Annotated in this window: 3 protein-coding genes; all 3 read right to left on the bottom strand. The window is 73.0% G+C overall.

Annotation, left to right across the window (positions count from 1 at the left end; all coding sequences use genetic code 11):
• Window positions 1-90: 90 nt before the first annotated feature.
• The 3 genes from HG543_RS03355 to HG543_RS03345 are packed head-to-tail and all read right to left on the bottom strand — an operon-like array spanning window position 91 to window position 12792.
• Entirely contained in the window at window positions 91-2715 is a 2625-nt protein-coding gene (locus HG543_RS03355) for a MupA/Atu3671 family FMN-dependent luciferase-like monooxygenase (RefSeq protein WP_169343177.1), read from the bottom strand.
• A gap of 13 nt (window positions 2716-2728) precedes the next feature.
• Window positions 2729-9577, bottom strand: a complete 6849-nt coding sequence (locus HG543_RS03350) for a type I polyketide synthase (RefSeq protein ID WP_169343176.1) — start codon at window positions 9575-9577, stop codon at window positions 2729-2731.
• Window positions 9574-12792, bottom strand: coding sequence for a non-ribosomal peptide synthetase (locus HG543_RS03345; RefSeq protein WP_169343175.1), 3219 nt, complete (start codon window positions 12790-12792; stop codon window positions 9574-9576). The genes HG543_RS03350 and HG543_RS03345 overlap by 4 nt, the downstream gene beginning before the upstream one ends.
• Window positions 12793-12804: the final 12 nt, after the last annotated feature.

Below are 12804 nucleotides of genomic sequence, written 5' to 3'. Positions count from 1 at the left end.
CGGAGCCATCCACTTGGTTGATGAGGGCGGCGAGCGCGCCCGGTTGCGAGTCGTCCAGTCCCGTCTTGAGCGACCTGGCCGCGTCCCTGCCTACCCGTTACCTTCGCTCGGAAGCGCGTCCACGAGCCGGATGTGAAGCGGGGGGCGGCGTCCCACTACGCGCTCGTCGAGGTACTCCGAGAGGACACGCTCCATGCGCAGGGCATCGTCCTGGGCCAGGCGCTTGAGCTCGGCGAGGTGGGTGAGGCTGTCCAGCACGGAGGCGGTGTCCACGCCGAAGTCGATGAGGCAGGCCACCTCGTCCACGTCGCCGTCGAGCAGCCGGTCCACCATGGGGAGGCAGCTCGTCACGGTGCCGATCAGCGCGCCGGAGCGGTAGTAGCGCTCGAAGGCGTAGGAGGCGAGGTAGTCCGCCCACTTCGGCTCGTTGATGTCCACCTGGAGGTCCAGGCTCTTCACCAGCGTCTGCATCAGCGCCACGTGCGCGCGCAGGTACGCGGTGAGCGGGGCGCGGACCTTGTCGAGCACCTCGTCCGCATCCTGGCCGACGAAGGTGTGCATCATCAGCGTGGCGATGCGCGAGCCACGCGCATGGCCGGCCCGGTCCGCTGCGGCGTGGAAGAGGCCAATCCTCTCCAGCGCCTCTTCCAGGGACTGGCCCAGCAATGAGGTGAGGACGTTGTAGCCGCTGGCGCCCGTGCGCTCGAAGAGGGCGGGGTCCGTGGCGCACGTCACCCAGGTGGGCAGCCGGGGCTGGATGGGGCGGGGGAAGACCTTGAGCTGCACTTCCTTGCCCACGCCGTCCAGGGTGGTGACGGCCTCGCCGCGCCAGAGGCGCTCGACCTTCTCCAGGTTCTCCCACATGACGTCGCGCTTGCGGGCGAAGTTCTCGGGGAAGAAGGCGAAGTCGTTGGGCACCCAGCCGGAGGCGATGGAGATGCCAGCGCGCCCGCCGGAGAGGTTGTCGACGATGGACCACTCCTCGGCAACGCGGAAGGGACTCTGGAGGGGCAGCACGACGCTGCCGGCGCGCAGGCGGATGTTGCGGGTGATGGTGGCCAGCGCGGAGGCGAGCATCGCGGGGTTGGGATAGATGCCGCCGTGCTCGTGGAAGTGGCGCTCCGGGGTGGAGACGGAGGTGAAGCCGTGCTGGTCCCCGAACTTCGCCGCCTCCAGGAGCAGGTGATACTTGTCGCGGCTGCCGGAGTCCTCGTCGGCGAAGAAGAAGAGGCCGAAGTCCAGCTTCCGGGCCCGGCGGCGGGCCGGCACGACGTGAGCCACCAGGGCGTCGCCCTCCACGCGCACGGCGACGGAGCGGACCTCCGGGTGCTGGGCGATGAGCGCGCGAAGCTCCTCGGGCTCCGGGGTTGAGCCGGCGGTGATGGGGCCGCGCGCGCCCGCGCCCACGGCCTTGCCGGCGGCGTCCAAGACCTCGCCCAGGGAGGACACGTCGCGGTCCGGCTGCGAGACGAGCGTGTCCAGGAGCGCCGCGAGTTGCCCCGACAGGCGGATGACGTCCAGCGGCGCGAAGCGGCGGGCATCATGGTGGAGGCGCAGCGCCAGGCGCGGGCCGGGCACGGCCTCCACGTACAGGGGAAGGGACGGTGACGGCGCGGAGCGGGTGAAGCCGTGCAAGCCGAGCCCACGGGCCAGCGGCTTGAGTGGGTCCTCGTCGGGGGCTTCCCAGACGGCGACGGCGCTCTGGAAGAGGAGGGCGTCCTCCGCGAGCCCGAGCCACTGGCGCACCTGCGCGGTGGAGACGTGCTCGTGGCGCTGAGCCTCGGTGAGGTCGGCCTGGAGTCCGCGGAGCCAGCGCACGGCGTTGCCGTCGGAGGGGACGGTGAGGCGCCGGGGGAGGACGTGCGCGAAGCTGCCGAGCATCGGCCGCCCCTGGGAGAGCGAGGCGGGCCGTCCCGGGACGAGCGCGCCGAACACGACGTCCTGGCTCCCGGTGAGGTGCCGGAGCAGCAGGGCCCAGGCGGCCTGGACGAGGGTGCCTGGCTCCAGCTTGTGCTTGCGCAGGAACGCCTGCACGTTGCCCGTCTCGGTGGAGGAGAGCAGTTGCTGCTGGACCCGTGCCGGAGCGGTGGCTTCCGCCGTGGGGGGTAGCTCGGGAAGGAGGGTGGGGCGGGCACCGCCGAGCCGCTCGCGCCAGCGCGCCTCCGTCTCGGCGGTGGGCTGCTGCTCCGTCCAGGAGAGGTACTCGCGGAAGGGGCGGCTCTTCTCCAGGCCGGCCTCGCGCTGCTCGCGGCGGGCCTTGTAGAGGTGCAGCAGCTCCTCCAGGCACAGGCGGGCCGAGCCCGCGTCGAGCACCGCGCCGTGGTAGCCGAAGACGAGCGCGCCGGTGTCCGGTCCGGTGCGCAGCAGTGACAGGCGGACCAGGGGTGCAGCCGTGAGGTTCATCCCGCGCTGGCGGTCCGCCTCCAGCCAGGCGTCAACGCCGCCCGGCAGCGAGGTGGCGTCAACGCGCTCCAGGGAGGGGGAGACCTTCTCGCGGACCACCTGCATGGGCTCGGCGAGGCCCTGCATGAAGAAGGCGGTGCGCAGGGCGGTGTGCCGACGGACCAGCTCGCGCAGGGCCTCCTCGAGGGCGGACTCGTCCACGGCGCCGCGGAAGGGCGAGTGGAGGTGCTCGATGCGGGACTCGGGCTGCCGTTGGGACAGCAGCTCCCGCTGCGAGGCGGTGAATCGGTAGACGTCCTCGACGTTCTTCATGGTGCTTCAGCCCTCAGCCTTCGGTGCCATCCGCGTCGTCGATGAGGGCGGCGAGCGCGCCCAACTGCGAGTCGTCCAGGCCGGCCAGCGGGAAGTCCACGGAGGAGAGCGCGGCCCGGGTGTCCTGGCCCTCGCCGCGGAGCGCCCGCAGCCCGTCGAGGATGTCCCCGGCCAGCCGCGAGGCCGTGGCCTGCGTGTACACGCCGTCGTCGTAGGCGCAGCGCACGTGCAGCCGGCCGCCGGACAGGAACGTCTCCACCGCCAGGGTGTACCCGCCCAGGCCGCGAGGGACTCCCGGCGCCGTGGCGGGTGCCAGGGGCGCCTCGTCCGCGGGGGCCTCGACGGCGCCCAGGTGACGGAACACCACCTCCGCGCGCGGCAGGCGCTTCAGTCGCTCGGACAGCTCGCCGTGAGGGCCATCACGCAGCAGTCCGAAGCCGATGCCCCGGCGCGGCACGCGGCGCATCCGCTCCTTCGCGGCCTTGAGGGCTTCGGCCGCCGACGGCCCGCCCGCCACCTCCAGCAGCAGCGGCCAGGTGACGTCGAAGCAGCCCACTGTCCGCGAGCAGTCCATTCCATCGAAGGCCTCGCGCCCGTCGGACACCACGTCCACGCGCTGCTGGCCGCCGCCCGCCCAGGCCGCCAGCGCCCGGCCGAGCGAGGCCACCGCGCTCTCCGTCACGTCCGCGCGCCACGTCCCGGCGAGCCGCTCGGTGAGCTGCCGCGTCTCGTCCTCCGTCAGCGCCACGTCCACCGCGCGTGCCACGCCCGAAGCACCGCCCGAGCGCTCCACCGGGAGCTTCACGGCGCCCTCCCAGCTCGCGCCGAGCCACACCGCTTCCTCTCGGCGCAGTGACTCGGAGGTGGCCTCCTCCGCGAGCCGCTCCGCCCAGCGCTTGAAGGACGCCGTCTTCGGGCGGAGGCCCGGGCCGCCTCGCGTGTGACGCAGCGCCGCGTTCAGGTCTTCCACCAGCAGCCGCCACGAGCCGCCATCCACGGCCAGCCCGTGCGCCGCCACCAGCAACTGGCTGCCCGCGCCACCCTCCAGCCGCACCCGCGTGGCCGCCAGCAGCGGGCCCGCGGCCACGTCCAGCTTCGCGCGCAGCTTCTCCTCTTCGCCGTGGAGCGCGGCCGCGTGCTCGGTCGCCGGCAGCGCGCGTAGGTCCACCTCCGCGAAGGGCACGTCGGCCCCCGGAGGCGTCCCCACTTGCTGCCAGCCGGACACGCCCTTCGTGAAGCGCAGCCGGAGCGCATCGTGGTGCGCCAGCAGCGCGCTCAGCGACCGCGACAGCTCCGCGGCCTCCATGGCGGCGGGCACCGGCAGCCGTGCCACCCGGATGGACGCCGGGGCGGGCGCCTCCAGCAGCCGGCGCTGCTCGGGAGTGAGCGGCGCGGGGCCCACCACCGGGCCCTGCTCGGCCTGCTTCGCCAGCACTCCGGCAATCATCTCCGCCAGCTCGCCGATGGTGGAGTACTGGAAGAACTGCTGCGGGCTGAGCTGCAGGCCCGACTGGCTTCCCCGAGCGATGATCTGGATGGCCTGCACCGAGTCGCCACCCAGCTCGAAGAAGTTGTCGTTGACGCCCACCTTGTCGATGCCGAGCACCGACTGCCACGCCTCGGCGATGCGCTGCTCGATTTCGTTGCGCGGCGCCACGTACGGCGTCTTCAGCTCCGGCCGGGGCTGCTGCTCGCCGGAGGTGCGCGTCTCGCTCACCGCCTGCAGCACGCGCTCGCGCACCACCTCGTCCGTGTGGGCGATGGTGGCGTGCAGGTCCCTCACGGACACCACCACCTGCGGTGCCATTCCGGAGGAGAGGATGCGCTCCAGCGCCACTACGCCCTCGCGCGGGGCGATTTCCTGCCGCTCCTCGGTGGGCAGCACCTTCGCCAGGGCGGACTCGCGGGCCGCGGCGGCCAGGGCGCGCAGCTCGGCGGCGGGGTCGTTGACGCGCTTCTGCGTCAGCCGCTCCACCTCCACCAACACGCGGCCCTGCTCGTCCATCATCGTCAGGTCGAAGGCGAGCGTCTCACCGCCATCGGTGGACTCGTTGGCCCGGATGCGCGCGTGGCTGTACACGCGACGGGGCAGCTCGCCGTGCAGGCGCAGCACCTTGTAGCCGAAGGGCAGGTAGTAGCCGTGCGCCGCCAGGAAGCTCTTGGCGATGCCCGACGTGCGGTCGATGAGCGACGGGTGGAAGCGCAGCGCCTCGAAGTCGCCGGAGAACTCCGGCATCAGCTCCAGCACCATGAGCAGCTCGTGCTCGCCGGGGAGGATGGCCTGCACGCTCTTCCAGCGCGGTCCCAGCTCCTGCTCGTACTCGGCCTCCAGCGACTGGGGACGCGGCTTGTCGCAGCGCTTGCGCAGCGCCTCCAGGTCCTCGTAGCGCGGCACCTTCGGCCCGCCGAAGCGCACCCGGCCCGCCGAGTGGTCCGTGCCCTTGCCCACGCCTCCGGGCGGCAGGCTGCGCACCACCCACCGCCAGCCGTCTCCGTCCTTCTCCAGGATGAGGCGCACCTCGCGCGTCTCGTTCTCCGGCACGCGCAGCGGCGCGAGGAAGTAGTTGTCCAGCAGCTCGATGACGCGGCCCTGGGCCTCGTCCGCCATGGCGGCGCGCACCATCTCGAAGTACGTCACGCCCGGCACGGTGGGGTTGCCGAGGATGCGGTGCTCGTCCGTCACCCAGTTGGAGCGCGGCTCGCCGAAGGTGCCGGCGAAGACCTTGCGCTGCGGCGTGTCCACGAGGCAGCGGTGGACGAACGGGTGCGACAGGGCGCGGCCCTCGCCGGCCTGCGCCGCGGGCCGCGCCGCCATGCCCACCTCGTCCCAGGCGCCCCAGTTGATGGAGACCGCGTACGTGCCGGTGCGCGCCTGGTACGCGCGCGTGAAGGCGTCCAGGAACGTGTTGGCCGCCGTGTAGTCCACCTGGCCGAAGCGGCCCACCATCGAGGACAGCGACGAGCAGGCCACGAAGAAGTCCAGCCGCTCGCCCTCCAGCACCGCCGCCAGCACCCGCGAGCCCGTCACCTTGGGCGCGAGCACCGCCGCCGCCGCCTCGCGCGTCTTGAGCTGGAGCATGCCTCCGCCCGCGACGCCGGCCGCGTGGATGACGCCCTGCACGGCGCCGAAGCGCGCGCGCGCCGTGTCCACCACGGCCCGCATCCGCTCCAGGTCCGTCACGTCCGCGCCGAGCGCCAGCACCTGCGCGCCCTTCTCCTCCAGCCGCTGCACGGCCTGGATGCGGCGGCGCGTGGCCTCGTCGCCGGACGCCAGGTGCTTCGCCCACTCCTCGCGGGGTGGCACCGCGGCGCGGCCGGTGAGCACCAGCTTCGCGCGGCACTTCTCCGCCAGCGCCTCGGCGAAGGACAGGCCCATGCCGCCCAGGCCGCCGGTGATGAGGTACACGCCGCCCTCACGCAGGGGCACGGCGGAGGTGGGACCCTCCTCCAGGCGCACCTCCTCGAAGTCGCGCACCCAGCGGCGTCCGCCGCGCAGGGCCACCACCGGCTCCTCCGCGTCGGCCGTCAGCTCCGCGGCCAGCAGCTCCACCAGCCGTCCGGCCTGGAAGCTGCCCGCGGGGGGCAGGGTGACGTCCACGCTGCGGCAGCGCACGTGCGGCAGCTCGCGGGGAATCACCGCGCACGGGCCCAGCGCCGTCGCCTGCTCCGGCGAGACGAGGTCCCCGCCCGTCACCTCCTGCATGCCGTTGGACACCACCGTCAGGCGCACCGGCTTGCCCGCCGCGTGCCCGCCCAGCGCCTGTCCCAGGTGCAGCAGGCTGAAGAAGGAGCGCTCCAGCACGTCCTCCGCCGTCGCGCCCGAGCCCTCGGCGGTGAGGCCTCCCAGGTGGACGATGTGCTCCGGCAGCCGGCCATCCGCCGCCAGCTCGGACAGCAGCGTGGCCCAGTCCTCGCGGCGGCCGGGGTTCAGCTCGTACGAGTCCGCGCCGGTGCGCCGCGCCTCACGGGCCAGCGACACCTCCACCAGCGGCCGGCCCTCCTTGCGCAGCCGCGCGGCCAGCTTCGCGCCCAGGCCCGCGCGGTCCAGCAGCAGCAGCCACGGGGTCGCCTTCGGGTCCACCGTCGCCACGGAGGCCACCTTCGGCGCGGACTCCTTCCACACCGGCAGCCAGAACCAGCTCGCCACGTCCTGGCGCTTGTCCAGCGTGCCCCGGCGGGTGCCCTGGGTGCCGGGCGCGGAGCGCAGGTCCACCCAGTAGCGCTGGCGGTCGAACGGGTAGGTGGGCAGCGCCTCGCGGCGGCGCTTCTCCCCGGCGAACAGGTGCGGCGCCTCCACGCCCAGCAGCCACAGCTGGCCCAGGGTGCGCAGCAAGTACTCCGGCTCCGGCGTGGCCTCGCCCACGGGCGGCAGCGAGGTGAGCATGGACTGGCCCTGCTTCTTGCGCGGGTGCCAGCGCGCCAGCGACTGGAGCGCCTTGCCCGGGCCCACCTCCAGCAGCACCGCCTCCGCGTCCTTCAGCAGCTCCTCCAGACCGTCCGCGAAGCGCACCGGCTGGCGCAGGTGCTTCGCCCAGTAGTCGGGCGACGTGGCCTGCTCGGCCGTCATCCAGGTGCCCGTCACGTTGGAGATGAGGCGCCGCTTCGGCGCGGACGGCTTCGCCTTGGCCACCGCGTCGCGGAAGGCGGAGACGATGGGGTCCATCATCGCGGAGTGGAAGGCGTGCGAGGTCCGCAGCCGGCGGGCCAGCACGTCCTTCGCGGCGAGCCGCTTCTCCAGCGCCTCGATGTCCGCGGGCGTGCCGGCCACCACGCACGAGCCCGGCGCGTTGGTGGCGGCAATCTCCAGGCCCGGCCCCAGCAGCGGGCGCACGTCCGCCTCCGGGAGCTGCACGGACAGCATCGCGCCCGGCGGGCAGGACTGCATGAGCCGGCCGCGGGTGGCCACCAGCTCCAGCGCGTCCTCCAGCGAGAAGACGCCGGCCAGGCACGCGGCGACGTACTCGCCCACGCTGTGGCCAATCATCGCCGAGGGCTCCAGGCCCCAGGCCATGAGCAGCCGCGCCATCGCGTACTCCACGACGAAGAGCGCGGGCTGGGTGAGGGCCGTCTGCTCCAGCTTCGCGGCGGCCTGCGCGTCCTGGCTGTCCGTGCCGAACAGCAGCGGCTTGAGGTCCAGATCCGTCCGGCCCTTGAGCAGCTCCAGGCACTGGTCCGCCGCCTCACGGAAGGCGGCCTCCGTGCGGTAGAGACCCGCGGCCATGCCCGGGTGCTGAGAGCCCTGGCCGGGGAACATGAACACCAGGGGCCGGCGCACCGGCTCCTGCACGCGGGTGATGACCCGGTCCGGAGACAGGGTGCCCAGGGCCTGGGCCGCCTCCTCCACCGTGCGGCACACCACGTAGCGCCGGTGCTCGAAGCCCTTGCGGCCCGTCTGGAGCGTGTACGCCACGTCCGCCAGGTTCAGCGTGGGGTTCGCCTTCAGGTGCTCCGCGAGCCGGCTCGTCGCCGCCTCCAGCGCCGCGGCCGAGCGGGCGGAGAGCACCAGCAGCTGGTGCTCGCGCGAGGGGCCGGACGCCTCGCGCTCCGGCGCCTCCTCCAGCACCACGTGGGCGTTGGTGCCGCCCAGGCCGAACGAGCTGACGCCCGCGCGCCGGGGGCCCGTCGACTCCCAGGCCTTCAGCTTCGCGTTGACGTAGAAGGGGCTGTTGGCGAAGTCGATTTCGGGGTTGGGCTTCTCGAAGCCCAGGCTCGGCGGCAGCTGCCGGTGCTTCAGCGCCAGCGTCGTCTTGATGAGGCCCGCCACGCCCGCCGCGGTGTCCAGGTGGCCCACGTTGCCCTTCACCGAGCCCAGGCCGCAGAACCCATTGCGCTTCGCGCCGCCCGAGCGGAAGGCCTGGGTAAGGGCCTTCACTTCAATCGGGTCGCCCATGGGCGTGCCGGTGCCGTGGGCCTCCACGTACGTAATCGACTCCGGCTCCACGTCGGCCAGCGCCTGCGCCAGGCCGATGACCTCCGTCTGCCCGCCGACGCTGGGGGCCGTGTAGCCCACCTTGTCGGTCCCGTCGTTGTTGATGGCGCCGCCGCGGATGACGGCGTGGACGACGTCTCCGTCGGCGATGGCGTCCGCCAGGCGCTTGAGCACCACCACGCCCGCGCCGCTGCCGCCCACGGTGCCCTGGGCGCTGGCATCGAAGGGACGGCAGTGCCCGTCCGGCGAGCCGATGCCCCGCTCCGTGTAGAGGTAGCCCGTCTTCTGCGGCACGGTGACGGTGACGCCGCCGGCCAGCGCCATGTCGCACTGGTGGCCCAGCAGGCTCTGGCACGCGTGGTAGATGGCGACGAGCGACGTGGAGCACGCCGTCTGCACCGTCACCGCTGGCCCCTTGAGGTCCAGCTTGTAGGCCACGCGCGTGGCCAGGTGGTCGTTCTTGTTGTGGATGACGGCCTGGAAGGCGTTGATGGTGCCCACCAGGTGCCCGGCCGAGGAGAGGTTGTAGAGCAGGTAGCCGTTGGCGCCCGCGCCCGCGTAGACGCCGATGGAGCCCGTCGCGCGGCTCGGGTCATGCCCGGCCGACTCCAGCGCCTCCCAGACGCACTCCAGGAAGATGCGCTGCTGGGGGTCGGTGATTTCCGCCTCGCGCGGGGAGAAGTCGAAGAAGCGCGCGTCGAACTGGTCGATGCCGTCCAGGGTGGCGCGGGCCTTGACGTACTTCGGGTCCTTCAGCTCCTCGGGGGCGATGGCGGCGCGGTCCAGCTCCTCGTCCTTGAAGAAGGTGATGGACTCGACGCCTTCCTGGAGGTTCTTCCAGAAGGCCTCGGGCGTGCCCGCGCCTGGGAACCGGCATGCCATGCCGATGATTGCAATACCCTCGAGCTGAGGAGACTCCTGCTCGGTGCTCATCGCTTCCCCCTACCGGCCTTCGCCTTGAGAGCCTGCTGTTGCATTGCCTGATGTTGTTTCCGGGCCCGCTCGTCGCGCGCCTGCTGCTTCGCGTCGTCCGGTGAGGACTGCTGGGCGATGTACTTCGCCAGCGAGGCCACCGTGGGGTGCTGGAAGAGCTCCACCATGGAGAAGCGCCGGCCGAACGCGGCCGAGAGCTTCTCGTGTACCTGGACCATGAGGAGCGAGTGCCCGCCCAGGTCGAAGAAGTTCCCGTGCAAGCCCACCCGCTCCACCTTGAGCGCCTCCTGCCAGATGGAGGCGATGCGCTGCTCCAGCTCCGACGTGGGGGCCTCGTACGGCGCCGCGTCCCGCTGCACCGCCGCCGGATCCGGCAGCGCGCCGCGGTCCACCTTGCCGTTGCGAGTCAGCGGCATCCGCGCCAGCGGCACCAGCACCGACGGCAGCATGTACTCGGGCAGCTTCTCCCGCAGGAAGCCGCGGAGCTGGGCCGCCAGCTCGGCGTCCGCGCCACCGGAGCGAGGCACGAAGTACCCCACCAACCGCGCTTCGCCCTCGCGCACCAGCACCACGGCTTCGGCCACTTCGGGGTGGGCGCGCATCAGCGACTCGATTTCGCCTGGCTCGATGCGGTAGCCGCGCACCTTCACCTGGAAGTCGGCGCGGCCGGAGAACTCGATGCGGCCGTCCTCGCGGTAGCGGCCCACGTCGCCGGTGCGGTACAGGCGCGCGCCCGGCACGGGGCTGAAGGGGTCTGGCACGAAGCGCTCGGCGGTCAGCTCGGGCCGGCCGTCATAGCCACGGCCCACGCCGGCTCCGCCGATGAACAGCTCGCCCGGCACGCCCAGGGGCACGGGGCGCAGCCCCGCGTCCAGCACGTGCACGCGCACGTTGCCCAGCGGCCCGCCGATGCTCGGCTCGGCGGAGTCGGAGATGGGGCAGGTGGTGGCGTTCACCGTGCACTCGGTGGGGCCGTACATGTTGACGAAGCGGGTGGCCGGGCGGGCGGCCAGCTCCGCCCAGGTGCGCGCGTCGATGGCCTCGCCACCCACCAGCACCATGAGGGGTGAGAAGTCCGGCTCGCGTCCGAGGCCCCGCGCCAGCATGGGCACCAGCAGCGAGGGCGTGCAGTCCAGCACGTCCACCGCATGGCGCTGGACCCAGGCGCGCATGCGCTCGGCGTCCGGCCGGACCTCTTCCGGGACGATGTGGAGCGAGTGCCCATTGAGCAGCTGCAGCCACTGCTTCACCGAGGCGTCGAAGACGAGCGGCGCGTTGACGCTCACCCGCAGCCCGGGGCCCCGGCCCTGGTACACGGTGTCCCGCAGCGTCGCCGCCAGGTTGAGCGCCGAGCGGTGCGGAATCATCACGCCCTTGGGCCGGCCCGTGGAGCCGGAGGTGAAGATGACATACGCGACGTTCTCCGGCGCCAGCGTCACCTCGGGCGCGTGCGCGGGCGAGGCGGCGATGGCCTCCGACGCCTCATCGAGGCAGACGAAGGTGTGCGTGCCCTCGGGGAGCACGGCGCGGCGCAGGTGCGAGCGGGTGATGACCAGGGGCGCGCCGGACTGCTGGATGACGTAGGCCAGCCGCTCGCGCGGGTACGTCGGGTCCAGCGGGACGAAGGCGCCGCCGGCCTTGAGGATGGCGAGCAGCACCACGAACTGCTCCACCGAGCGCTCCAGGCACACGGCCACGCGCACCTCGGGGCCCACGCCCTTGGCGCGCAGGTGCCAGGCCATGCGGTTGGCGCGTTCGGCCAGCGCGGAGAAGGACAGCGAGTCATCCTCGAAGGCCACCGCCACCGCGTCCGGCGTTGCCCGGGCCCGGGCGTCGAAGCGGGCGGGGAGGGTGCCGTCGGTGTCGTAATCGCGGGCCGTGGCGTTGAAGCCGGCCAGCGCGCGCAGCTCCTGGGCACTGACCCACGGAAGCGCCTCCAGGGCGCGTTCCGGCGAGGCGGCGGCCTCGGAGAGCAGCGCCTCCAGTCGCTCCAGCAGCCGGGTGGCCTCCGAGGACGTGTACGCGCTGGCGTCGTGCTCCAGCTCCAGGCTCGATGCCCCGGGCTCGCCGCGCACGAGCGTCAGCGCCAGCTCGGCGCGCTCGGTCCGCGACTCCACGTGGGTGATGGACACCTCCAGCCCTCCGGCCTGGACGGGCGCCGGTCGGGTCGCCTCCGCGAACGAGAAGGAGAGCGGAGGGGGCGCCGCGCCCGGAGTCGCCCCGGGAAGAAACGCGGAGGCCTCGAAGTAGTCCTGCCACGCCTCGGCCTCACGGCACTCCCGGGCGACCTCTCGAACCCACTCCTCGAAGCGGACCCGCGCGTTCGAGGGAGCCCGCATCGGCAGCCAGCGCTCGAAGAGTCCGAGCGCCACGTCCAGCCCCTCGAAGGTACGCCCGTCGTACCGCACCGCCACGCAGGCCTCATCGAGCCCACCCATCCGGGCCAGCAGCACCATCCACCCCGCGAGCACCACGTCCGCCACCCGCGCACCCAGCCGGCCCGCCAGCGCCTCCAGGGCCGAGGCCGTCCGCGCGCTCAGGGCCAGGGACTGGCGCCCCGGCCGCGTCCAGGAGCCCCCCGCGCCAGGACGGCGCGTGGACAGCGTGGTGCCCGTGGCGCCCGACAAGTCACGGGACTTCCAGTAGCGGCGGCCGTCGCTGGTCTCCTCGGACTCCAGGAGCTGGTGGAAGACCTCCGCCACGTCCGCGTACTGGGGCGGCGGCTCCGCGTCGGCCGCGCCGGCTCCCTCCAGTGCCGCGCCCAGCTCGCGGGCCAGGAGGAGCAGGCTCTGCCGGTCCATGGACGGCGCGGGCAGGTCCACCACCAGCGCCTGCCGCTCCGTCCCGAGCACCACCCGCTTGAAGGGCGCCGGCGCCTCCTCGGGTGAGGCCTCCGCGGACAGCAGGGACTCCAGCCGCGCCTGAGCCTCGGCGGCGGGCAGGGCGCTCCAGTCGAGCACCTCCAGCACGGTGGCCGGCACGTCGCCGGGGACCTGCACCGCGGCCCCCGTGCCGGCAAGCCGCCGGTACGAGGTGCGCAGAATCTCATGCTGGGAGATGAGCCCCCGCACGGCGCGCTCCAGCCGCGAAGCGTCCATCGGACCTTCGAGCATCAGCACCGCGCGAGCCCGCGCGGACGCTGAAGGAGTCGGTGCCAGGTGAGACCACAGCCGAGCTTGTTGGGGGGAGAGCCGGAAACCTGAGGTGTCGGACAAGGAAGAAGGGCT

This window comes from Pyxidicoccus fallax (assembly GCF_012933655.1).
Lineage (GTDB): Bacteria > Myxococcota > Myxococcia > Myxococcales > Myxococcaceae > Myxococcus > Myxococcus fallax.
The sequence above is the reverse complement of the archived record's forward strand: the minus strand, read 5'-3'. Positions and strand labels throughout refer to the sequence as shown.

What these genes read in the sequence shown, in the direction of transcription:
- HG543_RS03355 (WP_169343177.1), bottom strand. Translation starts at nt 2,715, where the DNA reads ATGAAGAACGTCGAGGACGTCTACCGATTCACCGCCTCGCAGCGGGAG.
- HG543_RS03350 (WP_169343176.1), bottom strand. Translation starts at nt 9,577, where the DNA reads ATGAGCACCGAGCAGGAGTCTCCTCAGCTCGAGGGTATTGCAATCATC.